Origin of the sequence: Marinomonas piezotolerans (assembly GCF_003362755.1) — a bacterium.
GTDB lineage: Bacteria > Pseudomonadota > Gammaproteobacteria > Pseudomonadales > Marinomonadaceae > Marinomonas > Marinomonas piezotolerans.
Map to the genome: position 1 here is coordinate 763,190 of NZ_QKRA01000001.1, position 22,014 is coordinate 785,203.

Consider the following 22,014-nt stretch of genomic DNA (forward strand, 5'->3'; position numbering starts at 1 on the left):
CGTGCAAAAGTTGATTGAAGCGGCTCTATCTCGCTCCAGAACAGTGTTAATGCTATTTGTGTTAATTTTGGTATCAGGTACTGTCTCGTACATCGAAATCCCTAAGGAAAGCAATCCAGACATCACCATCCCGATGGCTTATGTGTCCGTATCGCTCGAAGGCATTTCCCCTGAAGACGCAGACAGCCTATTGGTCCACCCTCTTGAGCAAGAGCTACGAAGCGTTGAAGGATTAAAGGAAATCCGTTCCACCGCTTCCGAAGGTCACGCATCTATAATTCTAGAATTCGAATCCAGCGTCGATATAGACCAAGCCATCATTGACGCCAAAGACAAAGTAGACCGAGCAAAAGGCAACCTCCCTTCCGATGCAGATGAACCAACCGTCAATGAAATAAATTTGGCAACGTTCCCTGTGTTACGTGTCAATCTATACGGCAACACTGATTTTGCAATATTAAGTCAGATTGCAAATAGCCTAAAAGATGATATTGAGTCAGTGCAAGGCGTTCTTGAAGCCAACATTAGCGGCGACCGAGATCAACAAGCTGAAATCATTATTAGTCAAGAGAAGTTAGATAGCTACGGTTTATCCATAGCTGAAATTGCCACACTGTTATCCTCTAATAATAGACTGGTTGCAGCAGGCAACTTAGATACCGGAGCGGGACGTTTTGCCCTCAAGGTACCCGGTCTGCTAAAAACGAAAGAAGACATTTTTAACTTGCCCGTTAAAGTTAGCGGTCAAGAAGTCGTATTGATCAAAGACATTGCTACTGGGCAAATGGCATTTGAGGACCCAAATAGCTACGCGCGAGTAAATGGACGAAGCAGTATTACCCTTGCTGTATCGAAACGCGTAGGAGCTAACGTTATCGATACGATCGATGCCGTAAAAGCAGTGGTATCTGATTCTAGTGCTGAATGGCCAGAGAGCATTGAGTATAGCCTAACGCAAGATGAATCCATTCAAATCGAAACGTCGCTCAATGATCTCTTTAATAATGTATTAGCCGCAACACTGTTGGTCATGATCGTCATTGTATGGGCTCTCGGTATACGCTCCGCTACATTGGTAGGCCTCGCAATTCCTGGTGCTTTCTTAACTGGCATACTACTTCTGAGCATGCAAGGTTATACCATCAATATGGTGGTACTGTTTGCACTGATATTAAGCGTCGGCATGTTGGTAGACGGCGCTATCGTCGTAACAGAATACGCAGACCGAAAGCTTGCCGAAGGGGCTTCAAAGCGACAGGCTTATGCCGAGGCTGCAAAGAGAATGGCATGGCCCATAACAGCCTCAACCGCAACAACCTTAGCCGTTTTTATGCCACTTCTATTCTGGCCAGATATAGTCGGCGATTTTATGCGCTATATGCCCATTACCATCATAGCGACTCTCTCTTCATCTTTGATTATGGCTCTGATTTTACTTCCGACACTTGGATCACTTATCGGTAAACGAGGGGCATACTCGGAACAAAATTTAAACACCTTAAGAATCACAGAAACCGGTGACCTGACAGAACTGAAAGGTATTACAGGGCGCTATGGTCGGTTTTTAACTCGCATGGTTGAGCACCCTGTTTGGGTGCTACTGTTTGCCATTGTAATGTTAATCAGTGTTTTAATGATTTACGGCAAATTTGGTAAAGGCGTTGAATTTTTCCCTAATGTTGAACCAGAAGTTGCGAATCTAGAAATCCGCGCTCGAGGCGATTTATCGCTAGACGAAAAAGATCACTTAGTTCGTCAAGTGGAGCAGCAATTAATTGGTCATCCAGAACTAGAAAGCTTAGTGACCACGACGTATGCCGCACCTGGGAATAATGCAGCTCCTGACGCGATTGGTACGATTACAATGGAGTTTATTGACTGGAATAAGCGTCGGCATGCCAATGTGATTTTGGCAGAGATTCGCGAAAAGGCGAAAAATATTCCAGGTATAAAAGTCGCATCTCAAGCAGAGCAAGGAGGCCCTCAATCCGGCTCTGATATAGAACTCCAGTTAAGCTCAAGTTATGCCTCCGTACTGGAACAAGCAGCCAACGAAATATCTAAGAAACTTGCTGCGCGCGATGAAATAGTTTCAGTCAGTGACGACCGTTCATTGCCTGGGCTTGAATGGCGCATGGACATTAATCGTGCCGAAGCGAGCAAGTACGGAGCCGACGTCAACACATTGGGCAACGTTGTCAAGCTTGTGACCTCTGGGATTAAATTAGGTGATTTTTTACCGGACGGCGCCGATGACAAATTGGATATTATGCTCCGGTTTCCTGAAGAGCAGCGCAACCTTGGCCAATTAGATCAATTGCATATTCCTACCGCTGCAGGCGCCATCCCCATTAGTAACTTTGTTGAGCGCTCGGCCGCTCCCAAACAAGGCCATATCAATCGAGTTGATGGTAAGCGTACTGTTAAAATCTCTGCTGACGTCGAAGATGGCTTAGTGGTGAGTGTTGTCATTGATCAAATTCGGGCTGAGCTAGAAGAAGCAGGATTACCTAGTACGCTTTCCTATCAGTTTAGAGGCAATACGGAAGACCAACAAAAATCAATGGTGTTTCTGACCAAAGCATTTGGCGTTGCGTTTTTTATTATGGCAATCATTCTAGTGACCCAGTTCAACAACTTCTTCCAATGTCTGTTGATACTCAGCGCCGTCATCTTCTCAACAATGGGGGTATTTATTGGGCTTATGCTTAAAGGTGAACCATTTGGTATCGTGATGAGTGGCGTGGGGGTCATCGCATTGGCAGGCGTAGTTGTAAACAATAATATCGTGTTAATCGATACATTTAATGGCCTACGGAACCAGGGAATGCGAGTGAAAGAGGCCGCTATCCGTACAGGCGTGCAGCGCCTGCGTCCAGTAATGTTGACTACATTCACGACAATACTTGGATTGATTCCTATGGTATTCCAACTCAATATCGACTTCATCCATCAAGAACTTAGTATTGGCGCCCCTTCCGCACAATGGTGGACACAATTATCGACCGCCATTGCAGGAGGACTCGCATTCGCCACGCCATTAACCTTGGTTTTGACGCCTTGTCTTTTGGTACTAGGTTATGCAAGGAAAGAACGTAAGCAGCTGGAAAAACTGCAAGTGGAGTAATAAAGGTCAGATGCTCTTTACAGTGCGCTTGTTTCGTTAATATACAAAAAACTTACAAAGCGCACTTGTAGATCAGAAAATGGCTCTACATAATAATACTTTGTTTCAATGTGCAAATTAGGTGTATAACCAATGGATTTCGCGTCGTTTATAGGAATCATTTCTGGTATTGCTTTGATTGTTTCTGCCATTTTCTTAGGCACTGATGATCTGACAATTTTCATTAATGTGCCGGGGATCATGATCGTAATAGGTGGTACGATCGCCGCGACATTACTTACGTTTCAATTTAAAGACACAATGGCTGCTCTGAGGGCGATGTTCATTGTTTTTGCGCAAGACAAGCAAGACCCTCAGGCAATGATCTCCACCATGTTGCAATTGACTAAGATTGCGCGGCGCGAAGGCTTGGTTGCGCTGAGCCGAGTTAACGCTGACTCCCCGTTTTTAAAACGGGCGCTCTCAATGGCATCAGATGCTTCAGATGAAGAATACATACGCAATACGCTTCAAGCCGATATCGACTCCCTAAAGATGCGTCACTATGTCGTCCAAGATGTATTTAAAAAAATGGGCACATATGCCCCTGCCTTTGGAATGCTGGGAACTTTGATCGGTCTTATTCAGATGCTCTCGCAATTGGATAACCCTGAAACAATTGGGCCGTCAATGGCCGTTGCTCTTCTTACAACGTTTTATGGTTCACTACTCGCGACCGTGATTTTCAACCCGATTGCAGGCAAATTAAAGGCACGAACCATATTGGAAATCCAGACCCTAGAGATTATTCGTGATGGTACCGTGAGTCTGTTGGGCAGCAACAACTATCTAGCCGTCTATGAACGTTTGTCCTCCTACATTCCTGCGCAGCAGCGTAAGCCTGCGGGTATGGGAGAGTAGTCATGATTGACCCTATATTTGAAGATGATGAAACACCAGGTTGGATTTTTACGTTCGCAGATTTGATGTCTCTGTTATTGGTGTTCTTTATCTTGCTGTATAGCCTATCTCGAATGACGGAAACAACTTTGGTTGCCGCCCTCTCCTCCATCCAAATTGCTCTCAATAGTAATGGGGCTTCAGTACGCCTAGACCCACTTAAATACTCTGGCGGCGGTACTGAAACCATCAAACCGGCAGAACCACAAATGGCAACAAATCAGGAGCTAACCTATTCGAAAGAACCAATTGATGAAGAGGTTCGAGAGGAAGTCAATGAAATTGCAAATAACGTCGCCTCTAAATTTGTTGCCAGTAGCCTCGAAAGCCAAGTATCGGTATTTGAAGACGGTGAGAAAATTACCATTAGAATAGACGGAGCTTCGCTATTTGAATCGGGCGAAGCTGAAATTCTTTATAGTGCACAACCTATTTACGACACACTACTCGGCATTTTCAACCGTTACACCGACTACAATATTAATATCAAAGGTCATACTGATAATATTCCAATCAATACTTCGCGCTTTCCCAGTAACTGGGAGCTTTCTGCCATACGAGCAACGACCACCCTGCGCTACTTTTTGGAAAATGGCATTCCCGCAGAACGTATGACTGCAACAGGTTATGCCGATAGCATCCCACTCGTTCGTAATGATACCCCTGCTCACCGAGCACAAAACCGTCGTGTCGAATTCGTGCTACAGCGCGATAAAGACACTCCTATAAATGCCTCTAAGTAATATAACAAGGCCAGCAGATGTCTCGTGAGTCTTCAATTGAGTATCACTCTACGGAACGCAGGAACGCAATCCGAGTTACTCCCGTAGATCACAAAATTCAATTTGAGCACAGCAGCACAGTCTACCCATGTCGCGATATTAGCGTCCTCGGGGTTGGACTTGAGACAGACGCCTCACTGCCTTTTACTATCGGGGAGATCGTTGCGTTTGTATTAAACCAAGATGATTACGTGATCGGCCAAGTGAGGGCTCGACTTGTTCATAAAAAGTCATCACATTCTGGATGGCAATTCACTGCGCTCGAAGACTCTGTGAAAGAGTTTGTAGACAACCTCGTACTCACTACTCAAAAAGATCAACTTAAAAAAGTTGCAAAGGAGCGTCGCGCTGCTCAGGAAAAAGCTTTTCTCGAACAAGACGACTCATCTGACGACGCGCATTGAGAAAAAGGGCGCTTATAGCGCCCTTCTCTAATCAGTTTCTCATTACTATATGCTTTCTAAAGCATGCTCCACATCTTTAATAATGTCTTGGATGTCCTCAAGACCAACAGACAGACGCACAAGTCCGGGCTTAATACCTGCTTTAACCTTTTCTTCATCACTCAAACGCCCATGTGTAGTAGTTGCAGGGTGAGTGACTAATGTCTTGGTATCACCCAAGTTTCCAGTAATAGACATTAGTTTAGTGTTATCAATAAAAGACCACGCAGACTCTTGACCCCCAGCTAACTCAAAAGACAGAACACCACCAAATCCTTTTTGTTGTTTTGACGCCAACTCGTGGTATTTATGTGATGGAAGCCCACCGTAATTCACTTTGACCACTTTTGGATGCTGCTCCAAGTATTCTGCTAAAATTTGCGCATTCTCTGAATGTGCTTTCATGCGCAAACTCAGTGTCTCCAAGCCATTCAATAACACCCAAGCATTAAAGGGGCTCATTGTTGGCCCAGCACTGCGCATGAACGCTACAAATTCATTAACGATTTCTTGTGAAGCAATCAATGCCCCCCCTAAACAGCGACCTTGGCCATCTATGAACTTCGTCGCAGACTGCATTACTATGTCTGCACCTTGCGTTAGAGGGTTCTGCAGTGCTGGTGTGGCCAACACAGTATCGACACAAAGCAGCGCACCTTGAGCGTGTGCAAGCTGCGCTACTCTAGGTACATCGACCACTTCATACAAAGGGTTTGATGGCGTTTCGAAGTAGCACAGTCGGGTCTTAGAATCGATCTCTGCTTCCCATGCTTCGTAGTCCGTGGCGTCCACAAAAGCTACTTCAACCCCGTACTTAGCCATATAAGTATTAAAAAACTTAATCGTTGAACCAAATATGTTACGTGAACATACGATTTTATCGCCGGCTTTTAGAAGGCTGTAACCTAATGTCATCAATGCGGCCATACCAGATGCTGTCGCAATCGCAGCTTCGCCTTTTTCCAGCGCAGCTAAGCGCTTCTCAAACATCTCAACAGTCGGATTTGTAAAGCGCGAATAGACATTACCATCAGCATCGCCAGAGAACTTCGCCGCCGCTTCCGCAGCGCTAGCGTAAGCAAAACTTGAGGTTGTAAAAATTGCTTCGCTATTTTCTTGCTCTTGGGTTTGACGAACTCCCGCTCGGATAGCGAGCGTAGCGTCGTTATATTCAGACATAGGTCACTCCAAGTTGACTCTTTAAAAACAGCTAAGCCAGGTTGAAACCTGGCTTAGCGTGTGTAATACGTTATTCAGCTAAACCAAATAAATTACATTGGGTGCATCATATCGTTTGAAGATTTGCTCTCTACCGCTTCTTTTTGCGCATCACTTCGCTGACTCGCTAAAGAGGATAAATAGTTCTTATCAATATCTCCGGCAATATAGTGCCCGTTAAATACAGAGGTATCGAACTCTCGAACATCTGAATGCTTTTCGTCAATGCAAGCTTTAATCAAATCATCCAAATCTTGGAAGATTAAGCGATCAGCTCCAATTAGCTCACAAATTTCTTCAACATTACGGTTGTGTGCGATAAGTTCCTCAGCTGCTGGCATGTCAATACCGTACACATTCGGGAAGCGTACCTCAGGGGCCGCAGAAGCTATGTAGACCTTTTTAGCGCCAGCTTCCCGAGCCATTTCAATGATCTCTTTGCTGGTTGTACCACGCACTATCGAATCATCAACGAGCAGTACATTCTTATCCTTGAATTCAAAAGGTACAGGGTTGAGCTTTTGACGAACAGACTTCTTGCGGACAGTCTGGCCTGGCATGATAAATGTTCGCCCGATATAGCGATTCTTAACCAGACCTTCACGGAATGGGATATCAAGCGCTTGAGCGATTTCAAGAGCAGCAGTACGGCTTGTATCCGGAATAGGAATCACTACGTCAATATCATGGTCCGCCCATTCACGCTTGATTTTTTCTGCCAACATATCCCCCATATTTATACGCGCCTTATACACAGAGATACTATCAATCACAGTATCTGGACGTGCAAAATAGACATACTCGAATAAACATGGGCGAGCAGCCTTAGCAGGTGTGCATTGACGCTGATGGACATTATGCTTCACATCAAAAAACATCGCCTCACCAGGGCGAATATCCCGCTCAATTTTGAAACCAGCTGCATCTAGAGCAACGCTCTCTGACGCTACCATATACTCAGTTCCATTTTCAGTTTCACGAGAACCATAGATCAGCGGGCGAATACCGTCCGGATCACGGAACGCCAAAATTCCATAACCAGTAATCAAAGCCACGACACCATAACCGCCTTCGATACGCTTGTAGACGCGCTCTAATGCGTTAAAGATATCTTCTGGCGTTGGTACTAACTTACCCTCTTCATGAAGCTCGTGCGCCAAAACGTTGACTAAAACTTCAGAATCAGAGGTGGTATTAATATGACGCAAATCTGATTCAAACACCTCACGCTTTAACTTAGCTGTATTTGTCAAATTACCATTGTGGGCTAACGAGATACCATAGGGTGAGTTCACATAAAAAGGTTGTGCCTCAGCAGAACTAGATGTTCCGGCAGTAGGATAGCGAGCATGGCCAATGCCAATATTACCGTGAAGTTTCTTCATGTGTCGTGTTCGAAACACTTCACTTACGGGGCCATTGTCTTTACGCAAGCACAATAATCCATTATGGCTTGTAACCATTCCTGCCGCATCTTGACCGCGATGCTGAAGAACCGTAAGAGCATCAAAAATGGTTTGATTAACCATCGAAGTGGCTACGACACCAACGATACCGCACATGTATTTATACCTCGTGATTTGGGGAAACGACTACACAGTCGCCTTTTAAAACTTTTAACTACTTAAAGCACGTTCGATGAGGGATGAATCCAGAGATTCACTCCCTTTGCCTAACATCTCACGCACCCAATCTTTCATGATGACCAACTGCGGCACCAATTGAGATGACTTCCAAAATTCGGCTTTCTCTAATGCTGGGCTCAAACTCAATAACGACACAAACGCGACAACGATTAAGCTGCCTCGGGCGAATCCAAATAGCATGCCCAACACACGATCTGTACTAGATAGTCCAGTCACCTGTATCAAAGACCCCACTATAAAACTCACCAGCGCCCCAATTACTAGCGACGCCACAAACAAACTAACAAATGCGACGATATATCGAATTTGATCATTTTGAACCTGATCAATCAGAAGAGTCTGTAGCTGATCACTAAACTTTACCGCAACAACAAATGCAACGACCCATGTCACCAAAGACAAAACTTCTTTGACAAAACCACGCTTTAGGCTCAACAAGGAGGAAAGCAGAATCACAGCAATGATTAGCCAGTCGAGTGTCGAGATAGATTGTATTTGCTCCACGCGTACCTCTTTATTTCGCTGCGCAGTTTACCAAAAGCTCACTTTATTCCAAGCAGCAAGCTAGAGTTAATTATGAATTCGGGGCATATTTAACAACAATACCGTTTAAGAGAAACTCTTTTTTAATATCCTCTTTGGCTTTATCCGATGCACTTCGCTTAAGCTCTGGACCAACAAACACTTTATATAAAGAATTTGTCGTTACCACATAAGCTGGGTATCCCGCATCTTGCAACTTCTTCAGTGTCCGTGTTGCATTATCTCGCTTACCGAATGTCGCTACCTGCAAAGTCCAGCGTTCGGCAATCGGAGCAGTAGACTGTCGAGCCTCTGTCTTCACTGGATCCGAAACCTTTTCTTTCACATCAGCTGAAGATGCCTCGACGGACGTGTCCAGACTTTCTGTTGTTGATATCGCCTTTTGCGGTGCTGGTATTAGCTCAATCTCACTCGCTTCAGGAACATCAACTACTTCATTGTCACTTTTTTGAGTATCTGGTTCGGTTAATGGTTGCACCGGAGCTATGACCACCTCAGGTAAACGAGGTTTATCTGGAACTACAATTTGCACATCGAGTGTATCTGGTCGCTCTCCATCCAGAACCAAAGGCAGAAGAACAGCGGCAGAAGCAATCAACAACCCAGCACCAATCAAGCGATATTTTGACTTGGCATCTAACATGTCCTCTCCCCTTATGGATCTAATGTTGCGTTAATGCTAAATATTCCGAGACAGTGACAAATGAGCCAAATACGATGACACAAGCATCCTCTTGTTTAGCCTGAATAAGAGCCGATTCCAGTCCGCCTTTCAAATCCGAAAATTGCTCCGAACTATCAAGATAACAGCTCAACTCTTGCGCACTTGCTCCTCTGGGACCAGGTAAACTAACCACTTTCCAAGAAAGGAAAACATCGCAAAGATTACTCATTACTGATTCGATGTCTTTATCTTTCAACATGCCACATACAGCGATGGCAGGTTTGTCTATGCGTTGAACTTGTGCTTTCAACTGAATCGCGGCTTCTGGATTATGGGCAACATCGATGTATACATCAGGGTACTCTGCAACCTTTTGAAAGCGCCCTAACAACGTGGCTGTTTCAAATAAGTGACACAGTTTTTCGAATGTGACAGGTATATCCAACTGCATTAAAACAGCAATTACTGTTGCCGCGTTCTCCAAGGGGAGCTTAGGATAAGGTAGACCAGTATATGCCTTACCAAATCCCGACCAAGACCAACTATCCACACCTGACTCAAAGGTAAAATGAACATGCTTTTGATGTAAAAGCGCACCAATCTCCTTGGCGGTTAAAACAATACTCTCTGGCGGTGCAACGACCCCGGAAATCAAAGGTTTCTCGAAACGCGCTATTCCCGTTTTTTCCTTACCTATGACTTCAATGGAACTACCTAACCAATCCATATGATCCAATGCAATGGAGGTTACCACCGCTACATCAGCATCCACCATATTGACAGAGTCTAAGCGCCCACCAAGCCCCACTTCTAAAACCCAATAATCTAGCTCTAGCTGATCAAATATCCATAATGCAGCCAACGTCGAAAATTCGAAATAGGTAAGTGATGTGTCACCACGTACTTCTTCAATCTTTGTAAACGCCTGACATAGTAAATCATCAGAACATTCATTGGCATTAACTGCCACACGTTCATTAAAACGCAAAAAGTGCGGAGAAGTATATGTCCCGACATTAGCACCTGCTGCCACCAAATATTGCGTCAACATAGCGCATGTAGAGCCTTTACCGTTAGTACCCGCGACCGTTATGACTTTGTTATTTGGACGCCCCAAGTTTAGTTTTCTAAGGACGGATAGACCTCTTTCAAGACCTAATTCAATTTCAGAGGGGTGCTGGCTTTCAATATAAGAAAGCCAGTCATTTAGAGACCGAGCAGGCATGCAATTACGCTACTTTATGTGTCAACATGGATAGAATATTGTGAAGGCGATCGCGCAACTCATGGCGAGGAATGATCATATCCAAAGCGCCTTTATCCATCAAAAACTCAGACCGCTGAAAACCTTCAGGTAACTTTTCACGCACTGTTTGCTCAATGACTCGAGGGCCAGCAAAACCAATTAAAGCGTTTGGTTCGGCAACATTCAAATCCCCTAACATTGCTAATGATGCTGAAACCCCTCCAAAAACAGGGTCAGTCATAGCGGAAATGTAAGGGATGCCTTGCTGCTTCATTCTTTCCAATACGGCACTAGTTTTTGCCATCTGCATTAAAGAAATTAGCGCCTCTTGCATTCGCGCACCACCAGATGCAGAAAAGCAAACGAGTGGAATTCCCTTAGCAAGACTGACGTTAGCAGCCTGAACAAATTTTTCACCTACAATAGCGCCCATTGATCCACCAAGGAAGCTAAACTCAAAGGCTACCGCGACAACAGGCATACCATTTAGGGTGCCTTCCATTGCTACAAGAGCATCTTTCTCGCCAGTCGATTTTTGTGCCGCTAATAAGCGATCTTTATATCGTTTAGAGTCTTTGAATTTCAGCTTATCTTCAGGCTCTAGATTGGCCGCAATTTCAGCGCGCCCTTCTTTATCTAGGAAAATATCCAAACGGCGACGGGCTGTAACTCGCATGTGATGCTCACACTTTGGGCATACATCTAAATTCTTCTCAAGTTCTGGGCGATACAAAACGTTGTCGCACTTAGGACATTTCTTCCATAGTCCCTCTGGAACGCTACCCTGAGATCGCTTGGATTCGCTACGCATAATCGTAGGTACAAATTTATCTAGCCAACTACTCATTAAAATCTCCAAATAGTTACAGGCCAGCACTTAGCTAACTTCAAGCGCATCGAAGTCATGCTTAAACACAAAGTACCGGCGATTTAATCTTGGATACAATTCGAATTAACGAATGCATCAAATCTATCACTGCTGACAGGCGCTTCAACAATTGATTGAGAGCGGCACAAATCAACAGCTTATTAATGTCTTTAAAGGCCTATAGCTTCATTTACATAAACGGTATCAAGCCTCAATTTTGGGAGCATTCTACTACATCTATCCCGTCATCAGGAGTCAATTATAAGAATTAAATTTCATCTATTCTTCTTAGACAGCGTGAACAATCTTCAGCTCATCTTCAACAACGCCCACGCGACACAATAAGTCGCTATCATGAGTCTAGTATTTTCCAAAAAGATTCACTTTAAAGAAAGAGTAACTTAAACACTCTTCGCTAAACGGACAAAGTCGTTCATCTTAGTCGGCGCTTTTTTCCCTTTTTGGTACTCTACCCCACCGCTAACGTCTACCGCATAAGGTCTAACAGAGGTTACTGCCTGAGCAACATTGCCAACGGTCAAACCACCAGCCAAGATGATTGGTATATCTAGATTGTCTGGAATTGCTTGCCAATCAAACGTTTCCCCTGTTCCGCCTGGAACACCTGGTTTGTATGCGTCCAACAGAATAGCACTCGCCGAGTGGTAGGACGCTACTTCGTCCTCTACATTAAGGCCGGGCTTCATTCGCAGCGCTTTATAGTATGGTACCCCATAGCGCTCACAATCATGACGCGACTCATTACCGTGAAATTGGAAAACCCAGCGACGGCTGCCCATCATCACTTTGAGCACCTCTTCAGGATCCGCATCTACAAACAGGGCAACAGGCGTTACAAACGGTGGCAACTTAGCAACAATTTCATTTGCAGCGTCAGGCGTAATATATCTAGGACTATTACTATAAAAAACAAAGCCTAATGCGTCGGCATCTGCCAAAACGGCCAGCCTCGCGTCTTCGACGTTGGTAATACCACATATTTTAACACGGCAACTCATATGGCAGCTCCTGTTTATATGGCAAAAAATGCGGCCCTAGTGGAACTCGTGGCGCATCCAGCTCTGCCGGATATTCGGCGTCAACGAAGTACAATCCAAATGGCGGCGCTGTGACACCTCCTTGGGTACGATCACAGGCGTCTAACACAGTCTTAGCCCACTCTACGGGTCGCTCACCAGCACCAATAGTCATCAATACGCCAGCAAAATTACGAATCATATGATGCAGAAAAGCATTTGCCCTAACATCTAAAACGATATATTGACCAAATTGATCAACCGAAAAGTTAAGAATGGTGCGAACGGGGCTATTTGCTTGACAACCTACCGCACGGAATGAGGTGAAATCGTGGGTTCCGATAAAACATTGGCACGCCGCCTGCATCTTAGCGATATCGAGAGGCTTATATGTCCACGTAACCGATTTCGCCATAATAGCGGGACGCAGTTCTGACTGATATATTACATATCGATAACGACGACTGACCGCACTAAAGCGGGCATGAAAGGAGTCACCTACAGTTTTAGCGGCGACAACCGAAATATCATCCGGCAAATGGGTGTTAACACCTAGCGTCCAAGCTCTCTCTGGACGATCTACTGACGTTTCAAAATGCACCACCTGTCCGCTAGCATGAACTCCAGCGTCAGTCCTACCTGCACAGATGACGCTGATTGGGTGATTGGCAATTTTTGACAACGCAATTTCTAAACTTTCTTGAACAGTGGCGACATCATACTTCTGAGCCTGCCACCCCTTATATGCCGCCCCATTATACTCGACGACCAAGGCAATTCTCTGTTTACTCACTTGGGAACATTCGCTCCATCATACTTTGGGCTTCAGCGATCTGACTTTCGTTGCCAGAAATCACAACATCCTCCAGTATAACACGTGCCCCTTCTTCATCACCCATATCCATATAAGCACGAGCAAGATCCAATTTCGTCGCCACTTCGTCACCACTAGCATCAAAGAAGTCAATATCTTCTTCATCATCAGATTCGTCTGTTTCTTCGGCGGCTTCATCTTCGCCAAACTCCGGAATATCCAATCCGCCAAAATCATCTTCTTGTGCTTCAGCAAGCACTTCATCAATGCTTTCCGCTAATGCGGCATCGGGCTCTTGATCGAATACGGACGCTTCATCGTGATCTTCTTGCTCTTCATCATCGCTCAAAAGACTATTTACAAACGACTCTTCTTCAGAATATTGCTCACTTGATTCGTCTGCATTTTCAGAGGGTTCTGACTCATCGGCAGCATCTAAATCTAGGTCTAGTTCTTTTTCAGAGTCTTCGACAGCATCAGGTTCATCTGTACCAAACTCTGCAAGTGTATCGTCGATATTGAATGCATCATCAGTAACTTCGTTGAATTCGTCTTCCTGACCCTCCTCTTCCTTAACATCAGTGTCAGAGTCAGTATCTGTATCCTCAATCTCAAATTCAGCAAACGGGTCATCAGACTCTTCATCGTCAGCTAATTCATCCATTTCAACATTCAATGGATCCTCAAGATTTTCTTCTGGCTCTTCTTCTGGCTCAGAAACAGTATCCTCTAATTCAGGGATATCAAATTCATCAAATGCATCACTTTCTTCTACTACCGGCTCTATATCAGAGGAAGCAACCGTCTCGTCAAAGCCATCAAAATTCTCTTCAGCCTCGTTGTCGACATCAAAATCAAATGCAAACGGGTCTTCTTCTTCAAGCTCTACTTCTTTCTCAGAAGTGTCTTCTACAGGCTCATTTATGGCCGCAGCAGCAACTGGCGCGGCAGCAGCGGCCGCAACAGGAGCCAGATCAAATTCAGACGTATCTTTAACAGGCTCGGGCGTTTGTTTTTTCCGCCCAGAGCGCTTAATCAGCATACCAACCAGTAAGCCCAAAAGAAGTAACACTACACCCGATATAGACAACACTATTGGGTTACTAAATATTTTATTTCCTAACGCTTCCTCTTGAGCTGCCTGCTGCTCGCGGCGAAGTTGATCTGCTTCTAATAGTTGATTCACGGTATTTTGTTGCTCTTGCATAGATTGCTGAGCACTCGTAAATTGTCGCTGCAACTCGGCTAGCTGCTGATCTTTCAAACTAATTAATTTTTCGAGAGTTGCTAACTGATCATTTACTTCTGTTAGCTTATTATTCAATTCCTCTTTTTCTCGAGTTTCTTTGTCTAGCAGCTCATTCGTAGCTGAAAGCTCAGTCTCTAACTCATTAATTTTTTGTATATCAGCCGCGTTAGAACTCGCATCTGACTCAGGCAACACACTTTGCCCTGACGCTAGTTTAAGTTGATCACCTTGAGGTTTTTCCGGCGCAGGTTCAACATTTGCCACTGCTTGAGTATTAAGTTGCTCTTGATTCACAATTTCATCAATTTTGCCTGCTTGCTTAAGAGCTATCCACGCTGCATGCTGACGTTCGAATTCCTGAATTGATGTTGTCTTATTAAATAACTCGATTTGCTCGCGAGTCGGTAAACGTAACACCGCACCTTCTCGAAGCAAGTTAATGTTGTTGGCGTAAAAAGCATCCTTGTTAAGCGCCTGAATCGCCATCATTGTCTGATAAATCGTAAGCTGGTTCGTGGGCTTATTTGCCCCAGCTATTGACCAAAGCGTATTTCCTTTTTGAACATCAAGGTTGGATGCAGTGGCAAGTTTAGCTGCCGCAAGCGTCGCATCTCGAAAAACGCTATTGCCTTGTGATGACTGAGATGCGGTAGATTGGACGACTTCGGGCTGCGCTTTTTCAACTAATGCAGACTGAGTAATTGGCGTTTGATACTCTCGCACGACTTGGCCGCTTGGCCACCTCGCAGCTAAGACAAATTTGAGTTCTGGGGAAGAAATGGGCGCTTCAGATTGAACTAAAACAGCGATTTGACCATTCTCACGAACAACACTGAAATCTAACTGAGACAGCACACTAGTAGGTGCAAATCCCGCCTGCTTAAATTCACTCTCAGTACCGAGGCGGATATTAATATCGGAGGGTGTTAACCCTTCCGCGTCAGTGACCTGTATACGCCCCCGATACGGTTCATCGATCTTAGATTGAGAGGTCAGTTCGCCCAGCTCTAATGCGTAACCGCTGGATACGTACAGCGCACCAGACACAGCCAAACTAATGAGCGTTTTTCTGAGCATAAGCTTCCCTTTCTCGTTATAAATCGACGATTACTATACCAACAAGTATCTTATACGGGTACGCAATTATCAATAGCTTTAGAATCAATGGTTTGCAAGATTCCCTCTTGACAACAAAATACTCTCACATAACTCAGCCACAAAGCACTTTATTATTCGCCTTCCCACCACTTTGAGACATCGCTACGATATAAATTTGTTCTCTCAGACAATCGACTAAAACAAAAAACCCCGCTAACAGCGTTAGCGGGGTTTTTATCATCTCAGATAGAGCGATTTATGATCCCGTGGATCACATCATACCGCCCATTCCACCCATGCCGCCCATATCAGGCATAGCAGGAGCATCTTCTTTAGGGATCTCAGCAATCATTGCTTCGGTTGTAATCATTAAACCTGCAACAGAAGCTGCGGCTTGCAACGCAGAACGAGTTACTTTGGCTGGGTCAAGAATACCCATTTCCAACATATCACCGTACTCACCCGTTGCAGCATTGTAACCAAAGTTACCTTCACCTTGCTTAACTTTGTCTACTACAACAGATGCCTCATCACCCGCATTGGATACGATTTGACGCATTGGAGATTCCATCGCACGAAGCGCAAGTGTAATACCAACGTTTTGGTCTTCGTTATCACCCTCTAGGCCAGTTACTTTTGTTAAAGCACGAACCAAGGCAACACCACCACCAGCAACGACACCTTCTTCGACCGCAGCACGAGTTGCATGCAGCGCATCATCTACACGTGCTTTCTTCTCTTTCATTGCAACTTCAGTCGCTGCACCGATTTTGATGACAGCAACGCCGCCAGCCAATTTCGCAACACGTTCTTGAAGTTTTTCTTTGTCATAATCAGAAGAAGAGTTAGCAATTTCTGCACGGATTTGATCAACACGGCTATTGATGGAAGCGTTATCACCCGCACCATCAACAATCGTAGTATTTTCTTTCGTCAAGGTTACGCGTTTTGCTGTACCTAGATGGTCTACAGTCGTGCTCTCTAATGATAGGCCAACTTCTTCGGAAATCACTTGCGCGCCCGTCAGTATCGCAATGTCTTGCAACATAGCTTTGCGACGATCCCCAAAACCAGGAGCTTTTGTCGCCGCTACTTTCACAATACCGCGCATTGAGTTAACGACCAATGTCGCTAGCGCTTCGCCTTCAACATCCTCAGCGATAATCAGTAGTGGGCGCGACGCTTTTGCAACACCTTCCAATACTGGTAGTAAATCACGGATATTAGAGATTTTTTTATCAACCAAAAGAATGAATGGATTTTCAAGCTCAGCACTCATCGTATCTTGGTTGTTAATAAAGTAAGGAGACAGGTAGCCGCGATCAAACTGCATACCTTCAACGACTGCTAGCTCGTCTTCGAAACCAGAGCCTTCTTCAACAGTGATTACACCTTCTTTACCAACGCGCTCCATCGCTTCAGCGATGATTTTACCAACAGAAGAATCAGAGTTCGCAGAAATAGTACCCACTTGCTCAACAGCTCGATTGTCTTTACAAGGCGTGGACAACGCGGCAAGTTCAGTTACTACAGCGTTCGTAGCTTTATCGATACCACGTTTTAGATCCATTGGATTACGACCTGCTGCAACCGCTTTCAAACCTTCAGTTACAAAAGACTGAGCCAGCACTGTCGCTGTTGTTGTACCGTCACCTGCTACATCATTCGCCTGTGAAGAGACTTCTTTAACCATTTGAGCACCCATGTTCTCAAAACGGTCTTCTAACTCAATTTCTTTCGCTACCGTAACACCGTCTTTTGTAACAAGCGGTGCACCAAAAGATTTTTCAATTACTACGTTACGACCTTTAGGGCCCAATGTAACTTTTACAGCATCCGCCAAGACGTTTACGCCTTTAAGCATTTTCTGACGAGCGCTATCGGAAAACTTTACTTCTTTAGCAGTCATTTTTTTATTCCTAAATTGAAAGTTTACTAATCGTTAAGGTATCCAAAAGACTTAGGCTTCAATGATGCCGTAGATTTCGTCTTCTTTCATGATAAGCAATTCTTCGCCGTCGATTTTGACAGACTGACCGGAGTACTGGCCAAACAACACAGTATCACCAACTTTTACAGCTAGTTCGCGAACATCACCGTTGGATTGAATACGACCCGTGCCCACAGCCAACACTTCACCTTGGTTAGGTTTTTCAGTTGCAGACCCCGGCAGAACGATACCAGAAGCAGTAGTTGTTTCTTCTTCTTTACGGCGAACAACGACACGATCGTGCAAAGGACGAATATTCATTGATCTCTATCTCCAAAATTAATCAATACCAGGACTCCCCTGGCCGGATTAAACCCATTTAGAACAATAAATGGGATTCTTCATCGCAAACCTTAATATGGCTTACCAAACTTATTTCAAGCCCGAAAAAGAAATTATTTTTTATCAATAAAATCTTGATCTTGCTTATCACTGCGATACTCGCCCTCAATAATCTCACTGTCACCTCGCTGCTCATTCCTTTGATAGGATGTCCAGCTCGCACGCATGTTCATACGTTTTTTTAAAAAGTCTAACGCTAATGTCGACGCGATACGCTTACGTAGTGGTGAAATAAGTAATATTGCCCCTAGCGCATCAGTTACAAACCCGGGTATCAACAGGCAAATACCGGCAAACGCCAACATAAAGCCTTCCGCCACCTCTGATGCAGGCAACTCGCCCCGCTGTATTTTTTCCTGGGCCTTTAAGGTCGTTTCAAATCCCTGTCGACGAATGAGCGCCAAACCAACAATTGCCGTTAAAAATACCAAAGCAACGGTTGTCAAGCTGCCAATTTGAGATCCAACCTGAATCAGAACTGATAACTCTATGACGGGAACGAGAATAAACAGTAATAATGCAAATCGCATGGTAACCTTCTTATGTTTTCAAGTATGTTTTTTATTTAAGGGTGAATTTTCTTGAATCAAGAGATAGACGACTTTAAAACCAAGGTATTGTTTGTTCTTTCACATTTAGATTCGGGTGAAGTCATCTCTTATGGGGAACTAGCGAGACAAGCCGAACACCCAAATCACGCGCGGCAAGTAGGTCAAATTTTAAAGCGATTGCCACGCGACACACAGTTGCCGTGGCACCGTGTTGTCAATAGCAAACGACAAATTAGTTTCTCAGAAGGCAGTGCCGCGTATTACCGTCAAAAAATAGCACTGGAAGCAGAAGGCTGGATCATTTGTGGCCAGCGCTTACTGGCAAAAGAGGCGCCTTAAGCGCCTCTTGCTGACTGTTAGTCCCGAAAGTTATTAAACTGAACAGGTAACTCGAGGTCCGCACCTTTAAGCAATTGCATGACCTGCTGTAAGTCATCGCGCTTTTTGCCCGTCACTCGCAACTGTTCTCCTTGCACCTGCGCTTGTACTTTAATCTTGCTATCTTTGATCATTTTCACGATCTTCTTTGCTTCAGCCTGATCAATGCCTTCTTTCATTTTAATGTCTTGTGTGGCGCGAAGGTTGCCTTCCACTATGGGCCCGCGATCAATTGTCTTGAGATCAATGCCACGATTCACCAACTTCTGTGAAAGAATATCCACCATTTGTCGAAGTTGCATTTCTGCTTTCGCCTCTAAAACAACCGCTTCTTTCGCGCGAATTGAATATGACGCATCAACTCCTTTAAAATCATAACGCGTACCAACTTCACGGTTGGCTTGATCAACTGCGTTTGTCACTTCATGCCAATCAAGTTCGGATACAATGTCAAAAGATGGCATTTGGGCCTCCTAAGGTTCGATATTTACGATTTTGGGCGGCATAATAGCAGGGTTATCGTGAAAAAACTTCTAGATCGAGGTCTAAATGACAAAAGATGGGTGGTTGATCGTCGGCAATGGATCCATTGGATTACTTTGGGCAAGCAAATTAAGCGAACTAGGTGAAGAGGTTACTGTCGTATGTCGTTCTTCAGTACCATCAGCTCCTCTTGAAGTAGAAAATGAAGACGAATGGGGAGCCACTCAAACCCGTCGATATAATATTGAGTTTACTGATAAAAACCACCTCACTGGTAAGTACACAAAAACACTACTCTGCACCAAGGCATTCGATTTGATTCCGGCGTTCTTGGACATACGCGCACATACCAAGAAAAGAGGAATAGTCGCGACATTGTGTAATGGCATGGGGGCGCAACACGATCTTATCCCCCATCTAAAGAAGCACCAGAATTTATGGGCAGGCGTTACCAGCGAAGGTGCCCTCAAACTATCGCCTAATAGTGTTCGCAAAACTGGTATTGGCGACACATTTTTCGGCTTAATCAGAGACAGTGAACAATGCCTGTTTGCCGATGCATTCCCTTTCCCTGACGTTCAAAGCGCAAACGTGGAGCAAAGGCTAATTGAGAAAGTTGCTATCAATGCTGTCATCAATCCTCTGACTGCTATTTTTTCAATTCGTAATGGGCAGGTACTAGAGCAACCGATTCGTCCTATTTTTGATGCAGCCATTAATGAACTCGCCCAAGCAATGCGCAGCCAATGCTTTAAATACAATGCTCACACTAAAAATGTAACGCCAGAATCCTTGCATCAACGGATCTCAACCGTCGCACGACTCACAGCCATGAATTGCTCATCAATGTATGAGGATGTACGTAACCTGCGGCGCACAGAGAATGAATATATTTCTGGATTCTTCCATCGGGAAGCGCAAGAAGACACCCCTCTACAAGACTTCTTTTATCATGCTCTCAACGATCAAGAACATTTAGAAGAGCACAAAAAAAAGCTTCTAACTATGTATCATTAGAAGCTTTATAGATCGGGCCGTGTAGTAGCTAGATTATTTCAATCGAACCTTATCCTTGGAAAGCTCAATCTTTTGGTCTTTATACAATGCTCCAAGCGCCTTTTTAAACGTCGCTTTACTGACATTAAATATTCTAAAGATTTCCTGTGGCGAGCTCTTATCAGTGACGGTCATCTCACCATTGTTTTTCTCTAAATACTCAACAATATCCTCAAGAATACCTGTGACTTTCTTATACCCTGTTTGCTGAATACTCAGATCGATCTTTCCATCATCACGTACGCGCTTGATAAACGCTGGCATCTTATCGCCTTTACGCACTTGCCCCACCGCATCTTGGAAAAATAACACACCCCAGAACCGACTATCGACAATACACTTAAAACCAATGTTCGTTTTATCCCCTATGATAATATCGACCTTATCACCCGTTCGATATGGCGGCTCTTCTCGATTCAGTAATGCATCCACTTTGGTCGTCGCAACAATGCGGTTTGTTACTTGATCTAAATACACAAACAGAAGATGTCGCTCACCCTCTTCTACACGTACTTTTTGCTGACTGAAAGGCACAAGCAAATCCTTTGGCAACCCCCAATCAAAGAAAGCACCTACCTGATTTACAGCCACCACTGGCAAGCCTGCAAACTGCCCCACTTCGACATCTGGCACAATTGTCGTCGCGATAAGTTCATCTTCTGAATCCAAATATATGAATACATCGACCTCTTGACCGACTTTAAGTCCCTTAGGCACATAACGCTTCGGAAGCAAAATCTCGCCCAATTGCTCACCATCTACGTAGACGCCGAAATCTTTCTCTTTCAACACACGCAGGGTATTCATGCGCCCGATATTCGCTGGCATATCATCTCCAAGGTTCTTGTCAGGCGCACGCAGTAAATGGCCGCCTAATATAAATAAAAATTAGTCTTTTAACTGAGCCATGCATTGATGCATGAGCTGCGCCAACGCAGCTTGCCCAGTCGTTTCCATCAATTCGATATTGCGATCTGGAATACCAGATGTATCTCCATAAAATTCAATTGCCTTATCTAAGCTACTTTCTCGCAATATATGCAACATCGGATATGGAGAGCGGTTTGTGTAATTCGTGACATCAGATTCTTGAGCCCCCGCAAAGCAGTATTTCGGGTGAAAGGTTGCCAATTGATAAACCCCCTCACATCCTTGATCAAACATTAGCTGCTCAGCATCATCCACAAAGTCGAGATAGCTCATAAAATCATTAAATAGCGTCGGAAAGATTACTAAGGTAGTTTCTGTTTCAGGATGTTGATCGAGCCAAGAAATCTCCGCCATCAACTCCTCTAATGCAACCTCAGTCATCTTTGAGCGAACCACTACAAAGCGAACACTGCCACGTTCGACTTCACGCTGTGCAAACGGACAGATATTGAGATCAATAATAAACGACCGCACCCAAGCTTTGGTTTGCGTCAGAACAACTTCTTCTGTCAAATGCATATTTACGCCTTCATCTAATTTAGGCCATTTTATGGGATTAGCGAAAGGTGGTCTAACTGCAATTTACTTTGAAAGCAAATTAACAACAAAC

21 protein-coding genes are annotated in these 22,014 nt (G+C 44.4%); 6 read left to right on the plus strand and 15 right to left on the minus strand.

All coding sequences use genetic code 11. The features are described from left to right. Position 1 precedes the first annotated feature (1 nt). The 4 genes from DN730_RS03540 to DN730_RS03555 all read left to right on the plus strand — a co-directional run bounded on the left by DN730_RS03540 (position 2) and on the right by DN730_RS03555 (position 5,252). Entirely contained in the window at positions 2 to 3,127 is a 3,126-nt protein-coding gene (locus tag DN730_RS03540) for an efflux RND transporter permease subunit (RefSeq protein ID WP_115466709.1), read from the plus strand. A gap of 132 nt (positions 3,128 to 3,259) precedes the next feature. Next, positions 3,260 to 4,027: a motility protein A gene (locus DN730_RS03545; RefSeq protein WP_115466710.1), complete on the plus strand. Its 768-nt coding sequence runs from the start codon at positions 3,260 to 3,262 to the stop codon at positions 4,025 to 4,027. Positions 4,028 to 4,029: 2 nt separating this feature from the next. Then, positions 4,030 to 4,809, plus strand: coding sequence for an OmpA/MotB family protein (locus DN730_RS03550; RefSeq protein WP_115466711.1), 780 nt, complete (start codon positions 4,030 to 4,032; stop codon positions 4,807 to 4,809). Between the two features lie 17 nt (positions 4,810 to 4,826). Beyond that, positions 4,827 to 5,252, plus strand: coding sequence for a PilZ domain-containing protein (locus DN730_RS03555; protein WP_115466712.1), 426 nt, complete (start codon positions 4,827 to 4,829; stop codon positions 5,250 to 5,252). Between the two features lie 45 nt (positions 5,253 to 5,297). Here DN730_RS03555 and DN730_RS03560 read toward each other — a convergent pair whose 3' ends face one another. The 12 genes from DN730_RS03560 to DN730_RS03615 all read right to left on the minus strand — a co-directional run bounded on the left by DN730_RS03560 (position 5,298) and on the right by DN730_RS03615 (position 18,536). Continuing rightward, entirely contained in the window at positions 5,298 to 6,470 is a 1,173-nt protein-coding gene (locus DN730_RS03560; RefSeq protein WP_115466713.1) for an O-succinylhomoserine sulfhydrylase, read from the minus strand. A gap of 92 nt (positions 6,471 to 6,562) precedes the next feature. Next, positions 6,563 to 8,071, minus strand: coding sequence for an amidophosphoribosyltransferase (gene purF / locus DN730_RS03565; protein ID WP_115466714.1), 1,509 nt, complete (start codon positions 8,069 to 8,071; stop codon positions 6,563 to 6,565). A 54-nt stretch (positions 8,072 to 8,125) separates the two neighbouring features. Next, the gene (locus tag DN730_RS03570) at positions 8,126 to 8,659 is read right to left on the minus strand and encodes a CvpA family protein (RefSeq protein ID WP_115466715.1); all 534 of its coding nucleotides are present in this window, start codon (positions 8,657 to 8,659) and stop codon (positions 8,126 to 8,128) included. A gap of 70 nt (positions 8,660 to 8,729) precedes the next feature. Continuing rightward, complete coding sequence (locus DN730_RS03575; protein WP_115466716.1) at positions 8,730 to 9,341, minus strand: SPOR domain-containing protein; 612 nt, start codon at positions 9,339 to 9,341, stop codon at positions 8,730 to 8,732. Between the two features lie 19 nt (positions 9,342 to 9,360). Then, the gene (gene folC / locus DN730_RS03580) at positions 9,361 to 10,587 is read right to left on the minus strand and encodes a bifunctional tetrahydrofolate synthase/dihydrofolate synthase (RefSeq protein WP_115466717.1); all 1,227 of its coding nucleotides are present in this window, start codon (positions 10,585 to 10,587) and stop codon (positions 9,361 to 9,363) included. A 4-nt stretch (positions 10,588 to 10,591) separates the two neighbouring features. Further along, positions 10,592 to 11,455, minus strand: a complete 864-nt coding sequence (accD, locus tag DN730_RS03585) for an acetyl-CoA carboxylase, carboxyltransferase subunit beta (RefSeq protein ID WP_115466718.1) — start codon at positions 11,453 to 11,455, stop codon at positions 10,592 to 10,594. Positions 11,456 to 11,877: 422 nt separating this feature from the next. After that, entirely contained in the window at positions 11,878 to 12,495 is a 618-nt protein-coding gene (locus DN730_RS03590; RefSeq protein WP_115466719.1) for a phosphoribosylanthranilate isomerase, read from the minus strand. Continuing rightward, the gene (gene truA, locus DN730_RS03595; RefSeq protein WP_115466720.1) at positions 12,479 to 13,306 is read right to left on the minus strand and encodes a tRNA pseudouridine(38-40) synthase TruA; all 828 of its coding nucleotides are present in this window, start codon (positions 13,304 to 13,306) and stop codon (positions 12,479 to 12,481) included. The genes DN730_RS03590 and truA overlap by 17 nt, the downstream gene beginning before the upstream one ends. Beyond that, the gene (locus tag DN730_RS03600) at positions 13,299 to 15,653 is read right to left on the minus strand and encodes a FimV/HubP family polar landmark protein (protein ID WP_115466721.1); all 2,355 of its coding nucleotides are present in this window, start codon (positions 15,651 to 15,653) and stop codon (positions 13,299 to 13,301) included. The genes truA and DN730_RS03600 overlap by 8 nt, the downstream gene beginning before the upstream one ends. A gap of 292 nt (positions 15,654 to 15,945) precedes the next feature. Beyond that, positions 15,946 to 17,583 (minus strand): chaperonin GroEL, encoded by a 1,638-nt coding sequence (groL, locus tag DN730_RS03605; protein ID WP_115466722.1) that lies wholly within the window; start codon positions 17,581 to 17,583, stop codon positions 15,946 to 15,948. Between the two features lie 51 nt (positions 17,584 to 17,634). Further along, positions 17,635 to 17,925 (minus strand): co-chaperone GroES, encoded by a 291-nt coding sequence (locus DN730_RS03610; RefSeq protein ID WP_115466723.1) that lies wholly within the window; start codon positions 17,923 to 17,925, stop codon positions 17,635 to 17,637. Positions 17,926 to 18,059: 134 nt separating this feature from the next. Then, on the minus strand, positions 18,060 to 18,536 hold the full coding sequence (locus tag DN730_RS03615; protein WP_115466724.1) for an FxsA family protein: 477 nt from the start codon (positions 18,534 to 18,536) through the stop codon (positions 18,060 to 18,062). 51 nt (positions 18,537 to 18,587) lie between these two features. Here DN730_RS03615 and DN730_RS03620 point away from each other — a divergent pair, with 51 nt between their 5' ends. Further along, complete coding sequence (locus DN730_RS03620; protein ID WP_115466725.1) at positions 18,588 to 18,896, plus strand: MGMT family protein; 309 nt, start codon at positions 18,588 to 18,590, stop codon at positions 18,894 to 18,896. A 17-nt stretch (positions 18,897 to 18,913) separates the two neighbouring features. Here DN730_RS03620 and DN730_RS03625 read toward each other — a convergent pair whose 3' ends face one another. Continuing rightward, positions 18,914 to 19,399: a YajQ family cyclic di-GMP-binding protein gene (locus DN730_RS03625; protein WP_115466726.1), complete on the minus strand. Its 486-nt coding sequence runs from the start codon at positions 19,397 to 19,399 to the stop codon at positions 18,914 to 18,916. A gap of 85 nt (positions 19,400 to 19,484) precedes the next feature. Between DN730_RS03625 and DN730_RS03630 the strand changes: the two genes are divergently transcribed. Continuing rightward, positions 19,485 to 20,435 (plus strand): ketopantoate reductase family protein, encoded by a 951-nt coding sequence (locus DN730_RS03630; RefSeq protein ID WP_115466727.1) that lies wholly within the window; start codon positions 19,485 to 19,487, stop codon positions 20,433 to 20,435. A gap of 33 nt (positions 20,436 to 20,468) precedes the next feature. Here DN730_RS03630 and DN730_RS03635 read toward each other — a convergent pair whose 3' ends face one another. Together DN730_RS03635 and DN730_RS03640 are read right to left on the minus strand one after the other, a co-directional pair. Continuing rightward, a complete protein-coding gene (locus DN730_RS03635; RefSeq protein ID WP_115466728.1) occupies positions 20,469 to 21,302 on the minus strand; it encodes a CvfB family protein in 834 nt (277 codons plus the stop codon). Positions 21,303 to 21,362: 60 nt separating this feature from the next. Then, on the minus strand, positions 21,363 to 21,923 hold the full coding sequence (locus DN730_RS03640; protein ID WP_115466729.1) for a DUF1415 domain-containing protein: 561 nt from the start codon (positions 21,921 to 21,923) through the stop codon (positions 21,363 to 21,365). Positions 21,924 to 22,014 lie beyond the last annotated feature (91 nt).

Excerpts from the sequence above, each read along its gene's own strand:
- DN730_RS03575 (WP_115466716.1), bottom strand. The coding sequence starts at position 9,341 with ATGTTAGATGCCAAGTCAAAATATCGCTTGATTGGTGCTGGGTTGTTG.
- DN730_RS03600 (WP_115466721.1), bottom strand. The coding sequence starts at position 15,653 with ATGCTCAGAAAAACGCTCATTAGTTTGGCTGTGTCTGGTGCGCTGTAC.
- purF (WP_115466714.1), bottom strand. The coding sequence starts at position 8,071 with ATGTGCGGTATCGTTGGTGTCGTAGCCACTTCGATGGTTAATCAAACC.
- folC (WP_115466717.1), bottom strand. The coding sequence starts at position 10,587 with ATGCCTGCTCGGTCTCTAAATGACTGGCTTTCTTATATTGAAAGCCAG.
- DN730_RS03555 (WP_115466712.1), top strand. The coding sequence starts at position 4,827 with ATGTCTCGTGAGTCTTCAATTGAGTATCACTCTACGGAACGCAGGAAC.
- DN730_RS03560 (WP_115466713.1), bottom strand. The coding sequence starts at position 6,470 with ATGTCTGAATATAACGACGCTACGCTCGCTATCCGAGCGGGAGTTCGT.
- DN730_RS03625 (WP_115466726.1), bottom strand. The coding sequence starts at position 19,399 with ATGCCATCTTTTGACATTGTATCCGAACTTGATTGGCATGAAGTGACA.
- groL (WP_115466722.1), bottom strand. The coding sequence starts at position 17,583 with ATGACTGCTAAAGAAGTAAAGTTTTCCGATAGCGCTCGTCAGAAAATG.
- DN730_RS03590 (WP_115466719.1), bottom strand. The coding sequence starts at position 12,495 with ATGAGTTGCCGTGTTAAAATATGTGGTATTACCAACGTCGAAGACGCG.
- accD (WP_115466718.1), bottom strand. The coding sequence starts at position 11,455 with ATGAGTAGTTGGCTAGATAAATTTGTACCTACGATTATGCGTAGCGAA.
- DN730_RS03615 (WP_115466724.1), bottom strand. The coding sequence starts at position 18,536 with ATGCGATTTGCATTATTACTGTTTATTCTCGTTCCCGTCATAGAGTTA.
- DN730_RS03550 (WP_115466711.1), top strand. The coding sequence starts at position 4,030 with ATGATTGACCCTATATTTGAAGATGATGAAACACCAGGTTGGATTTTT.
- DN730_RS03545 (WP_115466710.1), top strand. The coding sequence starts at position 3,260 with ATGGATTTCGCGTCGTTTATAGGAATCATTTCTGGTATTGCTTTGATT.
- DN730_RS03610 (WP_115466723.1), bottom strand. The coding sequence starts at position 17,925 with ATGAATATTCGTCCTTTGCACGATCGTGTCGTTGTTCGCCGTAAAGAA.
- DN730_RS03630 (WP_115466727.1), top strand. The coding sequence starts at position 19,485 with ATGACAAAAGATGGGTGGTTGATCGTCGGCAATGGATCCATTGGATTA.
- DN730_RS03640 (WP_115466729.1), bottom strand. The coding sequence starts at position 21,923 with ATGCATTTGACAGAAGAAGTTGTTCTGACGCAAACCAAAGCTTGGGTG.
- DN730_RS03635 (WP_115466728.1), bottom strand. The coding sequence starts at position 21,302 with ATGCCAGCGAATATCGGGCGCATGAATACCCTGCGTGTGTTGAAAGAG.